The organism is Sporocytophaga sp., from assembly GCF_017745095.1.
Classification (GTDB): Bacteria; Bacteroidota; Bacteroidia; order Cytophagales; family Cytophagaceae; genus Sporocytophaga.
Genome location: NZ_JAGHZZ010000020.1, coordinates 1 through 18,748, shown reverse-complemented (window position 1 = coordinate 18,748; position 18,748 = coordinate 1). Strand labels below are relative to the sequence as shown.

The window sequence follows — 18,748 nt, the reverse complement described above, 5'->3', positions numbered from 1 at the left end:
TTTCTAATTTTAATCATCCTCTTTCAGTATAATCTTTTGAAAATTAACAAGAATCAATATTTTTAGAGTTATATTATTGGATCCCTTTAAGCATAATGAAAAAGAACCCTTCTCAGCCCTTATTGAGTGTTTATAGTCAGGAGAATTTATTAGCAGTGCTCGAAAGAATATCTGATGCTTTTGTGGCTCTTGACAAAAGCTGGTGCTATACATATATGAACAAGAAGGCAGGGGAAATTTTCAATAGGGATCCTTTAAGCATGATCGGGAAACATATCTGGACAGAATTTCCGGAAGGAATCGATCAGCCCTTCTATAAAGCCTATTATAAGGCTATGGAAACTCAGCAATATATTCATCTTGAAGAATTTTATTCTCCCTACAACAAATGGTTTGAGAATAATATCTACCCGTCTTCGGAAGGACTTACTATCTATTTTCGAGATATCACGTCCCGCAAGCTTGAAGAACAACAGATGCGGATAGATAAGGCCCGATTATTAAAAGCACAGGAAATAGGCCAGCTCGGCTACTGGGAACTTGAGAAAAACAAAGATGTAATCTGGGGGTCCGAAAAAGCATGTGAAATATTTGGGTTTCCTCCCGAAGCTAGAGAGATTCCGATTAGCAAAATTGAACCCTTGATCAAAGAAATTGATAAGGTTAGGAATGCCGGCAAAAAGCTTATTCAGGAACAAATGAAATACGATATTGAAGTACAGATTTTTCCTGAAAATGAAGACACTCCAAAAACAATTTCTGCTAAGGCTGAAATTGTAAAAGATCTGTTTGGTAACGCTAAGATTATGGGGGTAATAAGGGATATTACAGATCAAAAAAGAATTGAGCAACTTGAAATCCTTGAGAAAGAAGTCCTACAGCATTACGTCCAACCTGATTCTTCTGTAGAGGAATTGATAACATTTCTTCTGAATGGTTTAAAAGAAATTCATCCGGACATGCTATGTTCCGTGCTTAAAGCGAAAAATGGCAGATTATATAACTGGTCGTCTCCGCATCTTCCTGAAGCCTTCAATAAAGAAGTGGAGGGAACCCCGATCGCTGAAGGAAAAGGTTCTTGTGGAAGTGCTGCATTTTTGCGAAAAAAAGTTGAAGTACCGGATATTTTCAATCATCCCTATTGGAACAACATATAGAAATTATAAAAGATTTTGATCTTAGATCATCGTGGTCTTATCCTATCATCAATTCTAAAGATGTCTTGCTAGGAACATTTGCAATATATCACAAGACAGTTCGCAAACTTTCAAAGGAAGAAGAAAATAGCGTAGATCGGATCAGAAGAATCCTTGTTTATGTAATGGAGAGGAAACTCGCAGAAACAGAAGCAAGACTACAAAGAGAAAAGCTGGAGTTAGTATTCAATTCTACAAATGAGGTAATGTTTCTGATCGATATAGAAAAAGAAAAAAGCTTTCGTTTCTCAACCGTCAACAAAAGATTTCTTGAAGTGACAAAACTCTCCAGAGAGCAAGTTGAAGGTAAGCTTGTTGAAGAGGTAATTCCTGAACCTTCTTCTTCTCTGGTTTTATCTAAATACAAAGAAGCTATAGAGAAAAGAATACCTCTTTCCTGGGATGAAACGACTAATTATCCTTCTGGTCAGAAAAAAGGAATAGTGACTGTCTCGCCTGTCTTTAACGAAGAAAATGTATGCATCAATCTTATAGGCAATGTGCATGACATCACTGAGCGAAAGAGAGATGAAGAGAAAATAAAGAGGGCAAATGAAAAGTTAAAAATCAACAATGAATTAATCATTGAAAAGAATAAAAAATTAAAAGAAATAGCTTGGTATCAATCACACAAAGTAAGATCTCCTGTGGCCAGAATAATGGGACTAATTAACTTGATCACAATTAACAAAAAAAACGGTGAGAATACCGATGATCTTCTTGAATTTGTTCTGCAATCAGCTGTTGAACTAGATGAAGTAACCAAAGATCTTGTAGAAAAAATAGCTGATTCGGATGCGTTGTGAATTGTTAGGATTTAAGAATAGGAAATGAATGCCTGTCTCTGACTTCAATAATTTATTTAATGAAGCTTAATGAGTATGTCGAGAAAATATAAAATCTTATTTAATAACTCTTGAATATAAAAATTTAAGATTAGCCTATAATCTCCTGAGCTTCTGATATCAATTACATGAACAACTGTATTCGGATCAATAGTTCAGCTTACAACATGACCTTTTATTTTAGGGAACTTTTATCTCCATTAAAGGATAAAATTTCCAGCTGTTCATCAATGGATTTTTTATGCATTCTTTCTTATACCAGTCAAAAAAGACAACGACTACACTTTTAAATGCACCAATACTTTCAAAGTGTCTAGAGATAATATCATGATCTAAGGTAGAATGAAAGATCCGCAAGGAAATTAATGTAAAGAACAATTGCCACCTGCGCTTTCTCATAGAATTGCCCCAGGTTTAAATTATTTAAACTTTTGCTTGTTTTCAATGTTTTCCATAACTAAAAACATTTTCCGTGAAAGTGTTTATCATATTTATTCTTTTAATGTACACTTCCCTTTTATATGGGAAAAATAAGAACTGGTATAAGGAAAGTTCTGATTCACTTTATCTCAATATTGAGCAGGCAGAGCTTATATTTCTTGAGAAAAACTTTCAGCTTATAGCTCAAAAATATAATATCTCCTTTGCTGAAGCTGCCGTAGAACAAGCGAGATTATGGAACAATCCATCTTTTTTCGGAGAAATTACACTTTATAACCCCAATGACCACAGATTATTTGATTTTACAGACAAAAACGGACAAGTTGAACTGCACCTAGACCAGATTATAAGACTGGCAGGTAAAAGAACAAAACTGGTAAAGATGCAGGAAACAAATAAAAGTATTGCTTTTCATACTTTCCAAGATGTATTAAGATCCTTGAAGCTCCAGTTGTATCAGGATTTTTATACCATATATTTTGACTTGCGCAAACTGAATCTATTGACACTTGAGGAAACTCAGCTTGAGCAGCTGTTAAAAGCTTCTGAAATCCGGCTCAAAGATGGAGATATTGCAGGTTATGATATATTGAGAATCAATTATGAATTGCAAGACATAAGGATTCATAAGGGAGATATTATAAAGGACATTAATGATAACGAATCGGACCTAAGGATTATGCTTAGGCTCACCTCAAACCATTTCGTTGTTCCTGTTAAAAAAGAAAACAGCCAGAGCCCTATCAAATATGAATTACCAGTATTAGAGGACTCCGCATTGTCCAGGCGGCCGGATTTAAAAGTAGCCAAGGATGAATTGAGCTTTTCTGAAATCAATTATTTATACCAAAAAGCAAATGCTATCCCGGATTTGGCAATCGGGAGTACGTATGACAGATTCGGCAATGCCTTTCAAAATTATATCGGAGTAAATGCAGCCATAGATCTTCCGCTTTTTAATAGAAACCAGGGAAATATAAAACTATCTCAATTAAAAAAGGAACTCACAGCAAAAGCCATCGATCATGCCATTTTACAATTGAAAGAGGAAGTGAACAATGCAAATATACGTTTCCAAACTGTTAATGAAATTTATATGAAAATAGATTCAAACTATAAAATCAATTTGGACCAGATACTTCCTAAAGCAATTCAGTTATATGAGAGCAAAACAATAGGTATACTTGACTTTATGGATAAGATTAGAACATATGAAAATGGAAAAATGGACTTGTATGAAGTTGAATACAACCTTACAATTAGCCAGATACAGATAAACTATGTTACCAATTCCATCTTTTACTAAATGACTTTATGGCAAAGAATAAAAAGTCAATCTGGATTGGCATAACGGCCTTGCTTTGCATTGTTTCGTTTTTATTAGGCTACTTACTATTTAAGCCTTCAGCTAAATTGAAGTCCATTCTTAAGCCAAGTGAAAGTTCTTCTGAATATTTCGTTTATAAGACAGATACCGCCAAATTAAAGGAGTTTAACGATGAAATCGTTTTAAACGGAAGAATATCATTTGATGAAAATAATGTAGTTCAGATTTACCCGATGGTTTCAGGGCTTACTCAGGATATAACTGTAAATCTTGGTGATCCAATAAAGAAAGGACAATCATTAGTATCAATAAAAAGTGGAGATATATCCGAACTATTAACAGAATACCATGCAAGCAAAGCCAATTATGAACTGGCCCAGAAAAACTTCAAAGTAGCTGAAGATTTATATAAAGCTGATTTCAATTCAAAACTACAATATCTATCTGCTAAAAAAGAACTTGAAAAAAGTAAAAACGAGCTGCAAAAAAACAAAGAAAACCTAACAATCTTCGGTTCTTCAGAAAGCAGTAAAACACCTCTTTCAATTATCAAATCTCCCATCAATGGTTATCTGGTTGAAAAGAATATTACCAATAACATGAAGGTGAGTAAAGACGGCAAAAACCTCTTTACAATTTCTGATTTAAAAAAAGTATGGATTTGGGGAAATGTATTTGAAGATGATATCTCTGCTGTAAATGTCGGACTAAAAGTAAAGATCTCAACAGAAGCCTTCCCTAATAAAGAATTTATTGGTACTATAGATAAGGTAAGTCATGTGCTGGAAGCAACAGCTAGGGTCTTAAGAATAAGGGTTGTGATAGATAATTCTGAAGAACTTTTAAGACCTGAAATGTATGCTAAGATAAATGTAAATGTACCTTCTCCTCAACGCTTCATTGCCCTGGATCCTCGCTCAGTTATTTTTGATAAAGACAGCTATTTTGTTGTGCAGGTGATTAATAAAAAATTGGTCATTAAAAAAGTAAAGATATATAGAAAATCATCTCACCGGACCTTCATAGAATCTGGTATAGATGAAGGATCTATTGTTGTTTCCGAGGGGAGTTTGCTCATATACAATCATATCATGAACCATATATGATATGAATAAATTTTTATGTCATATTATTTCCTTTTCAGTTACACATAGAGTTTTTATCCTCTTGATGACCGCCTTATTGGTCTTAGGCGGAATATTTAGTTTTTCAAGGCTTCCTATTGAAGCCTTTCCAGATGTTACCAATACGAATATTATAATCATATCCCAATGGCCGGGAAGAAGTGCTCAGGAAATTGAACGCTTTGTGACTATTCCTATTGAGACAGAAATGAACATCGTTCCCAAAAAGAATACACTTAGATCAGTCTCTCTTTTTGGACTTTCTGTGGTCACATTGATATTCGATGATGATGTGACTCCTTTTGAGGCGAAGACTGAAGTATCTTCAAGACTGGCCAATGCAGATATTCCTGATGAAGTTATACCTGAAATACAAGCCCCTTCTGGCCCTACAGGTGAAATTTACAGATACAGTTTACAAAGTAAGACCAAAGACGTAAGAGAATTAAAAACAATTCAAGATTGGATTATTGATAAACAACTGAAGTCTGTAGAAGGTGTTGCTGATGTTGTAAGCTTTGGAGGAAAGGTAAAATCCTTTGAGGTGATTCTTGATCCTCATCTGCTTGCTCAGTATAACTTCACTGCCATTAGTGTTTATAATGCCTTAAAGAACTCAAATATTAATGTCGGAGGAAATGTCATCAGAAGTGGTTCGGAAGCCTTCGTGGTAAGAGGTATAGGACTTGTCAAAAATGTAGAAGATATATCAAACATCATCATTGAAAACATTGACAGGGTCCCTATAAAGGTTGCCAATGTTGCCGTTGTGAGAGAATCTTATTTACCTCAAATAGGTATTGTTGGTTTAGATAGCCTGGATGATATCGTAGAAGGAATTGTTCTCATGAGAAAGGGCGAAAATCCCGGTAAAGTTCTTCCTGAACTCAAAGACAAAGTAAAGGAATTGAACGATGTGATTCTACCAAACGATGTGAATATGAAAGTATTCTACGATCGTTCCACTCTTAATAAATATACACTGCATACAGTCGGTGAGAATGTGATTACGGGCATAACTCTTGTAACCCTTATCCTCTTTATTTTTCTCGCAAACTGGCGCATCACTATCATTGTCGCTATGGTGATTCCCCTTTCTTTATTATTTGCAATAATCTTGATGTACCTAAAAGGAATGCGCGCTAATTTGTTATCCATTGGTGCAATAGATTTTGGAATTATAATAGACGGCGCAGTGGTTATGACGGAAGGTATCTTTGTTGTACTCGCGCATAAAGCTTATCAACTGGGATACGAAAAATTTAAGAAGAGGGGAAAGTTAAGTTGGGTAATTCATACTGCCACCGAAATGGGCAAGTCTATTTTTACTTCCAAGCTTATCATCATTGCAGCTTTGCTCCCCATCTTTTCATTTGAAAAAGTAGAAGGAAAGCTATTTTCTCCTCTTGCTTACACCATCGGATTCGCACTTCTTGGAGCTATGATTATAAGCCTTACTTTAATCCCAATGCTTTCGTATTATCTGATTCCAAAGGACGCAGTAGAAAAGGAAAACTTTATTATTAAAAATCTGCTGAAGGTGTACACTCCCTTGATTACAAAAACAATCAAGCACCCTAAAACAACATTACTCATTTCCGGAGGCATTTTAGCACTTGCCTTATTTACCTTTCGCTTTGTAGGATCAGAGTTTTTACCTCACCTTAATGAGGGATCTATTTACGTCCGGGCAACAATGCCTATGTCTGTTTCTTTGGAAGAAAGTTATTATTATACTAAAACTTTTCGCTCTATATTTAAAGAATTCCCGGAAGTAAGAGGAGTTATGTCGCAGACAGGTAGGCCTAATGATGGCACCGATCCTACAGGCTTCTTCAACATTGAATTTTTCGTAGATCTTTATCCTGAAAATGAATGGAAGCGTGTTATTTCCAAAGATGAAATAATTGATGCGATCTCTAAAAGATTATCAAGATATCCAGGGATCATTTTTAATTTCTCCCAACCTATTCAAGACAATGTAGAAGAGGCTGTTTCCGGGGTAAAAGGAGCTATAGCAATTAAAGTTTTAGGACAGGACTTGAATTTGCTTGAAAAATCTGCTGACAAAATTTTTGGTGTAATCAAAAATATAGAAGGTATAAAGGATCTGGGTGTATTTAGAAATATCGGACAACCAGAGTTAACAATCACTCTTGATCTTTCCAAACTTGCTTTATACAATATTTCAACTCAAGATTGCCAGGCAGCAATAGAGATGGCAGTTGGAGGAAAATCAATAAGTAAGGTTTTCGAAGAAGAAAAGAAATTTGACATGGTCGTTCGTTACGATGAAGCATACAGATATTCTGAAAATAAAATAGGAAATATAATGGTTCCCACTTTAGATAATGCTTCCAGGATTCCTTTAAAGCAAATCGCTGATATTACGAGCCAGACCGGTCCTGCATTCATTTATCGAGAGAGTAATCAGAGGTTTATTGCAATAAAATTTTCAGTAAGAGAAAGAGATCTGGGAAGTACTATCAAGGAGGCTCAGGAAAAGGTAAATAAGGTCCTTAACCTTCCCAAAGGATACAAGGTAGTTTGGAAAGGAGAATTTGAAAATCAGCAAAGGGCAATAAAGAGATTAGAAATTGTTGTACCGATAAGTATATTTATAATTTTCCTCATCCTGTACATGTCATTCGGAGATGTAAAAGATTCTTTTCTGATATTGATGAATGTTCCTTTTTCAATAATTGGTGGCGTATTCGCTTTGTATATCACAGGCACCCACTTCAGTATATCTGCAGGAGTCGGGTTTATAGCGCTTTTTGGTGTTTCTGTTCAAGGCGGAGTAATCCTTGTTAATACTTTTAAGAGGAATTTAAAAGAAGGAATGGAACTTGAAGAGGCCGTTAAAGAAGGCGCAACAAGGCGGTTAAGACCTGTAGTAATGACTGCTCTTATGGCTTCTCTGGGATTACTTCCGGCTGCCATCTCCACAGGCATAGGATCGGAAACACAGAAACCTCTGGCTGTGGTTGTTATAGGAGGACTTATCTCTTCTACAATTCTGGATATGCTCAATGTACCTAGTTTTTTCAACTTGATTTACAGAAGGAAAAAATCGAGCTGATTAGAAGGGATTTAAATAAACCAAACTTGAAGAATTCGTTTTTATTTAATATGACCAGAAAGAACTTATGCTAGTTTTTGATCCTGAAATTAGTTACAATATCAGGCTTAATATTTTTACAAAACTCTTTATATTGAGATTGCAAATAAAAATTCACGCTTAGCTGTAGTAACCTCTCTTTCCAATTGATCACCTACAAACCATTGATGGTATAAGGTAACTTCAGAAGTTAAATCTTTACTAATATAAGTAGCTTAAATTACCATCTAAGAAAGGTGTACAATTCAGATATGGAGAAGATCTCAGTGGTTCTTTTTTTATATTAATGGTACTAAGGGCGCAGTCATTTCGTCATTACCTAATGACTTTTATCTGCAAATTATTTAATGATATCTTTAGAAAGGATGAGTTTTACGAAGACAGGAGGAATACTAATTTATTTGAATTTAAGCCGGAATTAAAAAATGCTTCCGGCTTAGTATTATTGCTTTTAATCTTAAAGGGAAAAACATATGGCAGACAGATTCCCTGATTTAACTCTACCCCAGATAAGCTCTTAATGCTTTACTCTTGGAAGTATGTCTTAATCTTCTTGTAGCTTTCTCTTTAATCTGCCTTACCCTTTCTCTTGTAAGATTAAATTTCTCGCCAATTTCTTCCAGGGTCATAGAGCCTTTATTATTCAACCCAAAATACAAACCTATAACCTCTGATTCTCTCGTTGATAACGTAGCCAAAACCCGCTGCACTTCCTTGGAAAGAGAATCAGTTATTAACTGAGATTCTGGACTTGACTCATTTGCATCAGAAAGAACGTCCAGCAAGCCATTATCTTCACCTTGAGCGAAAGGTGCATCCATCGAAACGTGACGACCAGATACTTTGAGATCTGCAATAACCTCTTCGTTGGTTACTCCCATTAATTCTGCTACTTCCTCAGTAGAGGGCTCACGTTGAAACTTTTGTTCAAGGTCTGAAAAGGCTTTTGATATCTTGGTTAGAGAACTAACCCGATTCAGTGGCAATCGTACTATTCTTGATTGCTCTGCCAATGCCTGCATGATGGATTGACGAATCCACCAAACTGCGTATGAAATAAATTTAAATCCACGTGTCTCATCAAATTTTTGTGCTGCTTTTATTAAACCCAAATTACCTTCATTGATCAGGTCTCCGAGTGTCAGACCATTATTCTGATATTGTTTAGCAACTGAAACTACAAAGCGTAGATTGGCTTTCGTCAGTTTTTCTAATGCCACCTGATCTCCTTCCTTGATTCGTTTCGCAAGCTCCACTTCAACTTCAGCAGTAATCAAATCCACCTTCCCTATTTCTTGTAAATATTTATCCAGGGATTGGCTTTCACGGTTGGTAATTTGTTTACTAATCTTAAGTTGTCTCATGTTATAATATATGGTTTTAAAATAATTATCGGATAGAAATTCTACCAATCCTTTAGCATAGATATCAAAATCGCTAAATAAATTTGATTTAGAATATGGTGGTAAAAGAAGAATTGTATCAATATACACAAATTAAACCATATATCTAAGAAAGGATATCTATTTAATCATTTAATTAATCTCTGAACTTTCAGCAGCATTTGTCAACTTAGTCCATGACTCACGTGTTAATAGGATTATCAGGTCTACAATGAAGGAACTATTATGAGCCTGGAGCTCTGATACTTGTAGAATAAATATAAAGCTGAAGGATAAAAAAAAAGAATACCACTTACTAGAGTGGTATTCTTTTGAATCAAATTTTAAATAAAATATCTATTAAGGCTTATTAATTCAAGACTTCTACGTTTACCGCATTCATACCTTTTTTACCTCTCTCCATATCAAATTTAACTTGATCGTTCTCACGAATTTCGTCAATAAGACCTGAAGAGTGTACGAAGATATCTTCTTTAGATTCTGATGATGTAATAAATCCAAATCCTTTTGCTGTGTTGAAAAATTTTACTGTTCCTTGCATTGTTTATATATTTATTATTAAAAAACACTTAATATTCTTATGAAATTGCCTCCATAAGTTGCACTAATTATTCTGCTAATGTTATCTTAGAAAAGAATGATTATAATTAAGAAAGGTGAGAAAAACTGAAGTATTATTTATACAGAGCAGCTAAAAGACACAATAACTTAAATGCTAAGGCAAGCTAAGTATTTATTTCGAACATACCTAATAAAAGAACAAATATTAAATTCTTCCTGTGTCAAGACTTTCGAGTATAGAGCTCCCCCATGCTGGTAAAATAATATCCCTTCATGGTCTAAGCTATATTGATACGTTTGAGAGCTATTCCTCGGCCGGTGTCTGCACCATAGCCGTCAACTTAGCTTTGTTTAGTAAACCACAATGTGCTGTTTGTCATCCTGAGCCCTGCGAAGGATCTGATAATCACAAAATAATTTGTTATTTAAACCACCATTCTGACAGATAGCTTAATTCTATTCATTCCGAAAGCTCAGATTCTTCGCAGGCTCAGAATGACAAAGGAAAGATTCTATTAAGTTGACGGCCCCCTCCCCAACCAGTGTCTGCACCATAGCCGTCAACTTAGTGATGAGCCAAGTAAAAAAATAGTTTTCCCTGCTATATAAAAGAGAAGTAATAATGGAAAAAGATGAGCAACAGCAACAAAATATTCCAGAAATAGTCTTGCTGTTGCTCAAACTGTTGCTATTTTACTTTAATAAAGAATTATGTAATTCTAAACTTGCTTAAGTTGACGGCTATGGTGCAGACACCGGCCGGGGAGTAGCCTCCGCTTTATATACCTCTGTTATTTAAACCAATTCATTAAATTTGCTATCAATCTTTTTAAAGATGCTTTCACTCGTTTCAAGACTCATAGATTTTAATCAGGATAGAATTCCTCAGCTGCTCGAAATTAAATACAGGAACATGCGTGAGAATTGTTTCCGGTTTTACAGGGGCACATCACATCTCTTTTATGAAGATTTAAATAATCACTCTCCTGATTTGAACGCTTCTCCGCACACATGGATTTGCGGAGATTTACATATTGAGAATTTTGGAAGCTACAAGGCCGACAACAGGTGGGTTTACTTTGATATCAATGATTTTGATGATAGTGCCCTGGCGCCATGTCTTTGGGAAATTTCGAGATTGATTGTCAGCATTTATACAGCTTCAGATTCTCTTCAGATAGACCAATCATCTTGTCAAAAAATTATCAAATTCTTTTTAGACATCTATACACAAACACTTTCAATAGGTCATGCACAATTGGTTCAGGAAGATACTTCTGAAGGTATTGTGAAAGATTTATTGGAAGACTTGAAAAAGCGGAAGAGAAAAGACCTGGTTGCAAAAAGAACCACGGAAAAAAACGGGAAGAGGAAACTATTGATTGACAATGAGCATGCAGCCGCGATCAGTGAAGATAAGAAAGCGCAGATAGCTGACACGATCAAAAAGTGGGCTTCAGAAAAAGAAGATCCGGAATTTTACAAAGTGCTTGATGCTGCATACCGCATTGCAGGAACTGGTAGTCTTGGGCTAGAGAAATACATCGTGCTCATTGAAGGCAAAGGTTCTCCGGATCAGAACTTTCTTCTTGAGTTGAAAATTGCAAAAGAGTCACCGGTTGCTAAATATGTAAAAGTAAAGCAGCCTGAATGGAATAATCAGGCTGAGAGAGTAATCGAAGTGCAGAAGCGGATGCAGGCATTTCCGCTGGCTTTTCTTGATTCTGTGGAAATGAATAATCATTGGTTTGTGATGAAAGAATTACTTCCAAGCCAGGATAAGGTTGATTTAAACTTGTATGCCGGGAAGTTAAATAAACTCGATTCTTTTATCAAAACCATCGCAGAAATTACCGCATGGGCTCAATTGCGTAGCGGAGGGCGTCAAGGGTCTGCCATTGCCGACGATCTGATAGAATTTGGTGTTGACAGAAGTTGGGAGAAAACATTGTTGGGATATGTCATCGAGTATTCGAAACAGGTGAAGTCGGATTATAAAGAATTTTGCCGGGCATATGATTCTAAGTCAGGCGCATTTATTTAAGTTAAGTATAAGATAAGCAATACATCAAGATGAAATTTATTGGGTTTATTCCGGAAAAGCTTGAACTAGCAAAGTTGCTTGTTTCGATTGTTATAGGTGGGTTAATTGGAATTGAACGGGAATACAGAGGCAAAGCAGCAGGGTTCAGAACCATTATATTGATATGCATAGGTTCGACATTGTTTACAATCTTTTCCATACAACTTGGAGCCCCAAACAGTCCCGACAGAATGGCTGCGAATATCATTACGGGGATTGGCTTTCTAGGTGCAGGAGCTATATTCAGAGATATGAATAATCTGACCAAGGGGTTAAATACAGCAGCCATCATCTGGATCACGGCTGCAATGGGCGTTGGTATCGGGACGGGTCATTTTATATTGATTACACTTAGTACCTGCATTCTTATGATCATTCTCATTGGTTTTCCTTTTGTAGAGAGAGTAATCAGCAAAAGACACTATGTGCGTGTTTATAAGATTGCTTTTATAAATAATCAGGCTATAATGGAGACAGAGCGTGTTTTTAAGGAACATGAACTAAAGGCTGTAAAAACGAATTTCATCAAGAAACACGATAAAACCATTTGTATTTGGACTGTAGCAGGGAATGAAAGCAAACACGAATTATTTACTGAAAGGCTGCTTTTTTTAACAGGAGTTTTAGAATATGAGTATTAGGAGTAAAAAAGAGCAACAGTGTGAGCAAGAGCAACAGATTTTGTTCTTATCTAAGTATCTTTCGTTCTCTTGCCGTTGCTCATTACTCTTGCTGAAAATGGAGCAACAGTGTGAGCAAGAGCAACAGATTGAGTTTATATCTAAGTCTCCTTTCCTTTCTTGCTGTTGCTCTCTACTCTTGCTGAATTTGCTCTTGCTGAATTTGCTCTTCTTTTGGTAATTTTATTTCCTTTATTTTATAATCTTGTGTTGAACAGCCCCTATTCCATCATTTAATTCCAATAGGTAAATACCTGCAGGAAGTGAAGAGAAATCCATTTCAAATGCTGCGGCCCCACTTTTTTCAGTAGATAAAACTTCTATTCCTTGCATATTTAAAATCTTTACTGATAAAGTTTCACTTTTACCTGTATTGGGAATAATATGAAGAAGACTTTGAACAGGATTTGGGTAAACTGCAAATTCATTTTCATCTGCATTTTTCACTGATGAAACTACGCCTGTTACTGTTCCCTGTACATCTAACGTTTTAAATTCAGCAGTAGAAGCGCTAATGACCACTTTGTCATTATAGCTTGATGAATTAGCAGTGGCAGCCAATCGAATGTAAATTCTTTTTGATGCAATATTTCCACTTACAGGTGCCAGGCTTAAACTATTTGAATAGCCTGTGGTTGCAGAAAAAGACAGCTCAAATCCTTCAGGGACAGTGATAGTCATGCTTTCTGTCAAGTTAAATCCTTTTACATTAAAGGACTGACTAGGTGAAACAGATCCATATTCAGCTTGGAATGGGATCAAAGAAGGCTTGGATATTTTTCTGATATTATTATACTCAGAAATATAAATATTCCCAGTAGAGCCTACTACCAAGGCATTAGTCGCGCTAAAAGTTGCTGCAGATCCAAGACCATCTGCAGTACCTGAAGTTCCCGTTCCCGCAATAGTCGTTACGATGCCAGCAGGTGTCATCTGTCTGATTTTGTAGTCCAGACCATCTGCTATGTAAAAGTTGCCATCTTTACCCCTTGTAATACCTGATGGGTAATAAAAACCTGCAGAAGATCCAACTCCATCTACCCCAGAACTGCCACCTCCCGCCAACACACTGTATTCAATATTGGGTGTTATTTTTACTATTTGATGATTATTGTTATCAACCACATAAATATTCCCGGCATCATCAAGAGTAATTCCTTTCGGATTTTTGAAATAAAATGGAAGAGATGTAACTACGCCTTCCGGAGTGATTTTTCGGATCTTGTTATTCCCTACATCGCATAGATAAATGATACCCGACGCATCAATAGCCATCATTGAAGGGTTATAAAATAAAGCCTGGCTTCCAGTTCCGTCCGCATTTCCGGAGAATGATCCCCCAACGAATGTTGATACAATACCATCCGGTGTTATTTTTCGAATTACATTGTTGCCATACTCGGAGACATATAGGTTTCCAGCAGCATCAAACACTAATCCTTGAGGGTTGTTAAATGTTGCTGTAACTATTGGTCCATTCGCAGCCCCTTTGGTTCCGGTACCTGCATAGGTAGTTACTTCACCATCTGGAGTAATTTTTCTAATTCTGTGATTAGTATAATCTGCTACAAAAAGATTGTCATTTTTGTCAATTGCAAGACCATAGGGGGTATTAAACCTTGCATCCACTCCTTTACCATCCTGAAAACCAGAAGTTGCTGTACCTGCAAGTGTGGAAACAATAGGATCAAAGTTAATAACAGATTTCATTGGCGATACATATGCCTCAACAGGAATTCTCAGAATTTCCGCTCCTAAAGAGGAAACAATTATTGTATCAAGAATGGCCCCTGCTGGAGCTGTAGACTTTGTTCTTATTGATAAAGTAAAATTTGCAGTCCCGTTTGTAGGAGTAATATTCAAACTGTTTGAAAAAGATACATAGGAAGAAACTTCCAGATTAGCAGTACCCGTTACAACCAGGTTATTGGTAAGCGCAGCAGCAACCACCGGAAAATCAACTTTAGCCGAAGGAGAGCCTTGTATCCCATATAGTCCAGGCATTTGATAGGCACTTAACTTTCTGATTTTACCACTTCCTCCGTCAGCTACATAAACATTTCCTTTTAGGTCAGTAGTTAGTCCTTGAGGAGAATAAAAAACAGAAATAGTACCAACACCATCTGTTGATCCGGTAATCGAAGTACTTCCTCCCAATGTTACTACAAGACCAGTTGGCAATATCTTTCTTATCATATGATTATTCATATCAGAAACATAGATATTGCCTTCAGCATCCACGGTAAGCGCAGATGGATAATTAAACTTTGAGCTTAATGCATTTCCATCCAGATATCCTGCTGAAGTTCCCGCAATAGTAGAAATGGTACCATCAGCAGCTATCTTCTTAATCTTTTGACTTGATTGATCAGCAACATAAATATTTCCATTTAAATCAGCAGCTACTCCGGATGGATAGTTGAAAGAACCAGCTCCTACTGTGGAGACGATCAGGTCAGTGCTAACCTTTCTTATTTTACTGTTGTTTAAATCTGCTACAAAAATATTTCCATAGATATCAATTGCTATGCCGCATGGATTATAAAATTGGGCTGTAGCTGCTGCCCCTTCAAGAGATCCTGAAGTGCCGGCTCCTGCTATAGTAGTTACCTCTCCATCCTGCGTTACCTTTCTTATTCGGTGGTTATTAGAATCGGTGATATACAGATCCCCATTTTTTGCTATTGCAATACCATTAGGATAATTGAATTTAGCTGCAGTTCCATTTCCGTCAGCAAAACCGCTTGTGCCAGCACCCGCCAGAACAGTTATGGTTCCGTCTGTCGAGATTTTTTTAATTACATGATTCGTACCATCTGCAATAAATAAGTTTCCGTCAGCATCTGCTACTACGCCAGTAGCCTTTAATCCTGAAGCATATGTACTCACATATATTCCCTTCATGATAGTCGGAGAAGCAGTATTGGGAGTTGTTTCTCCTGTAAGGTTCAATACGACATCCTGGGCTCCTGATGAAGTAAAGGAAACGGTTCCATTGTTTGTTCCAGGTTTAGCCGTGTTAGAGATTCTTATAAAAATTTCTACTGATGATATTGAACCGTTGGTTGGCGTTAAATTTAATGAACTGGCAAAGCCTGATGTTGACGAAAGAGATACTTCGTAACCATCGGAAGCTAGTATGTTTAAATTTCCAGTTAAAGAAGATGCGCTGATAGCAATGGATTGAGCGGTTGATGGCCAATTTTGAACGGATGAAAAGGCTTTAAAAGAAACCGGAGCTATTTTTCTGATACGGTTATCCAAATCATCTGATGCATAAAGCGCACCATCAGGACCAAATGCTACATCACAGACAGATCTGAAAGATGATTTACCACTAAGCCCGTCTGCATACCCGGAAATACCATTGCCTGCAAAAGTTGACACAATACCGTCTACAGATATTTTCCTTACTCTATAATTGAAATAATCTGCAACATATATATTGCCAGATTCGTCAAGGGCAAGACCTCTTGGTCTATCAAATTGAGCAGTAGCTGCATTTCCATTTGCAAAACCTTTTTCTCCTGTTCCTGCTACAGTTGTAACTACACCTTGAGGTGTTACTTTTCTAATACTGTTGTTTGAGTAATCGGCTACATATAAGTTATCCTGAGTATCAATAACTATTCCCATTGGCATATTAAAACGTGCTGCAGTTCCTGTACCATCAGCAAATCCTGCCTCTCCATTGCCTGCAAATACAGTTACCACTCCCTGTGGTGTTATCTTTCTGATCTGGTGATTGAATTCGTCCGTAACAAACAAATTTCCATTTTTATCAAAAACAGCACTGTATGGTTGGTTAAACTTTGCTGACCCTCCGACACCATCAACATTGCCATAGTCAAGGCTTCCTGCAAAAGTTGTGACATTGCCCGTGGTAGAAATTTTTCTTATCTGGTGGTTTCCATTGTCTGCAACATAAGCAGAGCCGTCAGTGGAAAAAATAAGATCTGTAGGCAGGCTGAATTTGGCAACAGAAAGACTCCCGTTTGCAAAACCCTGAACTCCATTTCCTGCATAAGTACTTACCACGCCGTCCGGAGTTACTTTTCTGATAATGGATCTGTTTATGTTGTCTGCAACATAAAGGTTTCCTTTTTGGTCAAAAGCCAAGCCCATGGGACCAAAAAATTGTGCAACACTTTTGGGACCATCGGCATACCCTGACACCCCCGTTCCCGAAAATGTTGTCACCTGATTGTCTAATGTAATCACCTGACCATTAACCTTTACCTGTAACAGTAAAAGCAAGGCAATAATTACTTTTAACTTCTGAACTGAATTAATCTTAATCATGATTTTTCATTTAGTCACTACAAAAATATTTTTAAAAAATATATACGTTAAAATCTGTATTTTTTTTTACAAATGTAAAAATAAGTTTCAACTGCGCAATTTGGTGTAGATTCCTAGATTTCGGCCTGTGAGACACAGGCCGAGGAGTTGGCACACACCGAAGTAGCCACACCTAAATATACAATAAAAATGTGTGGCGGTGAAAGAAGCAGACACTTTCCATAACCACATCACCCGTGCCTGTTTTTTTTAGCAAATGTCGTAAGTAGATTATTTTATATATATCGAATCCCTAGATTCGTATTTAAGAATTACCTTTTCTATTTTTGAAATTATTTCTTCTTCAAATCTATTTTTAATTCGCTCTATTTCGTGTTCCTTAATTTTATCTTCGGGATCACCTCTAAATACTCCAGATGATTCTGAAGTTATAGGATTATAGGTGAATCTTATATTTACGCATCCAGGTCCAGTCCATTGTATATAATAAATTTCGATGGGATGGTTTGAGAAATAAAATTTAGATAGAGATAAATGGTCATAATCTAAGGATTGGTAAAGATTATCTTGTTTTATAGAATCTGGAACAATGTATTCAGGATAATATACATAAAAGGAATCTATATACTTTTCTAGGTATTTATCTTTAATTTGATTGTCATCTATGCAAGTTATGGTTCCAATGTTTCCTCCAAAACCTTTTGCGAATTCATGGATGTAATAAAAGAATCCTCCAATTATAGCTATTGCGGTTAAAATAATAATGATTATGCTTGCTTTGAGAACTTTCATTTAAATTACTTACAACGTGTAGTGTAAAAAATGTGCCGGGTTTTAAGAGCTTCACTATTCACTCGTAGACCGCAAGCATGGCCTTAATTTACAAATTAAAAACATGCGGTTTTAAAGTTCTTCCCTTACTATCAGCTCATCAGCAAGGCATATTTTTTACACGATGTTAGGCGCTGAATATATTTTTTATTTTTAATCCAATTATAATTTTATGTACCAGTTTTTCAGTAGCTATGGATTCCCAAAAAGTTGAGATAATTAAATATAAAAACATAAAGATTGCTGTCTCTGAAAAATCATCCATTTCGATCATTCGGGAATGAGTTACCGCTCCAACAATTGGAAACAGCATAAAAAGGGTCAGAAAAAAAAAGGCAATAAAGCTATTTATACTTAACCTTGTTCTAAATGTTATTTTTGAACCATTAGAAGTTTTCTCAAATTTTACTTTAGTCACTACCCTTGGAAGCAAAACAAAGAAAATATGTCTATATCTAGAAATTATATATTCATTGTCCTTAATTTTTTTTCTAATAAAAAAATGGTTACTGGGTAAAATCCACCCAATTGTCTGATGTAAATCAAACATGTAGTTAACTTCATCTGATTTTTGTAAAAATGAATTTTCCGCCTCATTAATAATTAATTCTGGAAAATGAATTTCTGTTTTTCTAAAATACATCTCTTACATATATTATTGAAACTGTCACCTAGATCAAATTCTTCGATCAAAATTCGCAGTTCTATTTTGCGCCTAACGTTAAGTGTAAAAAATGTGTCGGGTTTTAAGAGTTTCACTATCCACCCGCAGCCCTTAAGCATTGCCTTAATTTACAAATTAAAAGTGTAACCTTCCCATTATTAGGACAGCTC

At 36.1% G+C, this 18,748-nt stretch carries 13 protein-coding genes; 7 read left to right on the top strand and 6 right to left on the bottom strand.

The window, feature by feature from the left end; all coding sequences use genetic code 11:
- The first annotated feature begins 95 nt into the window (after positions 1–95).
- Both J7604_RS21525 and J7604_RS21520 read left to right on the top strand, forming a co-directional pair.
- Complete coding sequence (locus J7604_RS21525; protein WP_293900667.1) at positions 96–1,157, top strand: bifunctional diguanylate cyclase/phosphodiesterase; 1,062 nt, start codon at positions 96–98, stop codon at positions 1,155–1,157.
- Complete coding sequence (locus J7604_RS21520; RefSeq protein WP_293900663.1) at positions 1,142–2,002, top strand: PAS domain S-box protein; 861 nt, start codon at positions 1,142–1,144, stop codon at positions 2,000–2,002. The genes J7604_RS21525 and J7604_RS21520 overlap by 16 nt, the downstream gene beginning before the upstream one ends.
- 219 nt (positions 2,003–2,221) lie before the next feature.
- On the opposite strand, the gene J7604_RS21515 is transcribed toward J7604_RS21520, so the two are convergent.
- Entirely contained in the window at positions 2,222–2,440 is a 219-nt protein-coding gene (locus tag J7604_RS21515; RefSeq protein WP_293900660.1) for a hypothetical protein, read from the bottom strand.
- A 103-nt stretch (positions 2,441–2,543) separates the two neighbouring features.
- Here J7604_RS21515 and J7604_RS21510 point away from each other — a divergent pair, with 103 nt between their 5' ends.
- The 3 genes from J7604_RS21510 to J7604_RS21500 are packed head-to-tail and all read left to right on the top strand — an operon-like array spanning position 2,544 to position 8,015.
- Positions 2,544–3,788, top strand: coding sequence for a TolC family protein (locus J7604_RS21510; RefSeq protein WP_293900657.1), 1,245 nt, complete (start codon positions 2,544–2,546; stop codon positions 3,786–3,788).
- Positions 3,789–3,796: 8 nt separating this feature from the next.
- Entirely contained in the window at positions 3,797–4,915 is a 1,119-nt protein-coding gene (locus J7604_RS21505; protein ID WP_293900654.1) for an efflux RND transporter periplasmic adaptor subunit, read from the top strand.
- 1 nt (position 4,916) lies between these two features.
- Complete coding sequence (locus tag J7604_RS21500) at positions 4,917–8,015, top strand: CusA/CzcA family heavy metal efflux RND transporter (RefSeq protein ID WP_293900651.1); 3,099 nt, start codon at positions 4,917–4,919, stop codon at positions 8,013–8,015.
- A 539-nt stretch (positions 8,016–8,554) separates the two neighbouring features.
- On the opposite strand, the gene J7604_RS21495 is transcribed toward J7604_RS21500, so the two are convergent.
- Positions 8,555–9,418, bottom strand: coding sequence for a sigma-70 family RNA polymerase sigma factor (locus tag J7604_RS21495; protein WP_293900649.1), 864 nt, complete (start codon positions 9,416–9,418; stop codon positions 8,555–8,557).
- 388 nt (positions 9,419–9,806) lie between these two features.
- Complete coding sequence (locus tag J7604_RS21490; protein ID WP_293900647.1) at positions 9,807–9,998, bottom strand: cold-shock protein; 192 nt, start codon at positions 9,996–9,998, stop codon at positions 9,807–9,809.
- Between the two features lie 855 nt (positions 9,999–10,853).
- Between J7604_RS21490 and J7604_RS21485 the strand changes: the two genes are divergently transcribed.
- The gene (locus J7604_RS21485; protein ID WP_293900645.1) at positions 10,854–12,062 is read left to right on the top strand and encodes a DUF2252 family protein; all 1,209 of its coding nucleotides are present in this window, start codon (positions 10,854–10,856) and stop codon (positions 12,060–12,062) included.
- Between the two features lie 29 nt (positions 12,063–12,091).
- A complete protein-coding gene (locus J7604_RS21480) occupies positions 12,092–12,742 on the top strand; it encodes an MgtC/SapB family protein (RefSeq protein ID WP_293900642.1) in 651 nt (216 codons plus the stop codon).
- A gap of 231 nt (positions 12,743–12,973) precedes the next feature.
- Here J7604_RS21480 and J7604_RS21475 read toward each other — a convergent pair whose 3' ends face one another.
- The 3 genes from J7604_RS21475 to J7604_RS21465 all read right to left on the bottom strand — a co-directional run bounded on the left by J7604_RS21475 (position 12,974) and on the right by J7604_RS21465 (position 18,557).
- Entirely contained in the window at positions 12,974–17,083 is a 4,110-nt protein-coding gene (locus J7604_RS21475; RefSeq protein WP_293900639.1) for an SMP-30/gluconolactonase/LRE family protein, read from the bottom strand.
- A gap of 270 nt (positions 17,084–17,353) precedes the next feature.
- Positions 17,354–17,875, bottom strand: a complete 522-nt coding sequence (locus J7604_RS21470; RefSeq protein ID WP_293900636.1) for a hypothetical protein — start codon at positions 17,873–17,875, stop codon at positions 17,354–17,356.
- Positions 17,876–18,041: 166 nt separating this feature from the next.
- On the bottom strand, positions 18,042–18,557 hold the full coding sequence (locus J7604_RS21465) for a hypothetical protein (RefSeq protein WP_293900634.1): 516 nt from the start codon (positions 18,555–18,557) through the stop codon (positions 18,042–18,044).
- Positions 18,558–18,748: the final 191 nt, after the last annotated feature.

Coding starts and splice junctions, on each gene's coding strand:
- J7604_RS21470 (WP_293900636.1), bottom strand. CDS start 17,875: ATGAAAGTTCTCAAAGCAAGCATAATCATTATTATTTTAACCGCAATA.
- J7604_RS21475 (WP_293900639.1), bottom strand. CDS start 17,083: ATGATTAAGATTAATTCAGTTCAGAAGTTAAAAGTAATTATTGCCTTG.
- J7604_RS21525 (WP_293900667.1), top strand. CDS start 96: ATGAAAAAGAACCCTTCTCAGCCCTTATTGAGTGTTTATAGTCAGGAG.
- J7604_RS21495 (WP_293900649.1), bottom strand. CDS start 9,418: ATGAGACAACTTAAGATTAGTAAACAAATTACCAACCGTGAAAGCCAA.
- J7604_RS21485 (WP_293900645.1), top strand. CDS start 10,854: ATGCTTTCACTCGTTTCAAGACTCATAGATTTTAATCAGGATAGAATT.
- J7604_RS21480 (WP_293900642.1), top strand. CDS start 12,092: ATGAAATTTATTGGGTTTATTCCGGAAAAGCTTGAACTAGCAAAGTTG.
- J7604_RS21465 (WP_293900634.1), bottom strand. CDS start 18,557: ATGTATTTTAGAAAAACAGAAATTCATTTTCCAGAATTAATTATTAAT.
- J7604_RS21490 (WP_293900647.1), bottom strand. CDS start 9,998: ATGCAAGGAACAGTAAAATTTTTCAACACAGCAAAAGGATTTGGATTT.
- J7604_RS21510 (WP_293900657.1), top strand. CDS start 2,544: ATGTACACTTCCCTTTTATATGGGAAAAATAAGAACTGGTATAAGGAA.
- J7604_RS21500 (WP_293900651.1), top strand. CDS start 4,917: ATGAATAAATTTTTATGTCATATTATTTCCTTTTCAGTTACACATAGA.
- J7604_RS21515 (WP_293900660.1), bottom strand. CDS start 2,440: ATGAGAAAGCGCAGGTGGCAATTGTTCTTTACATTAATTTCCTTGCGG.
- J7604_RS21505 (WP_293900654.1), top strand. CDS start 3,797: ATGGCAAAGAATAAAAAGTCAATCTGGATTGGCATAACGGCCTTGCTT.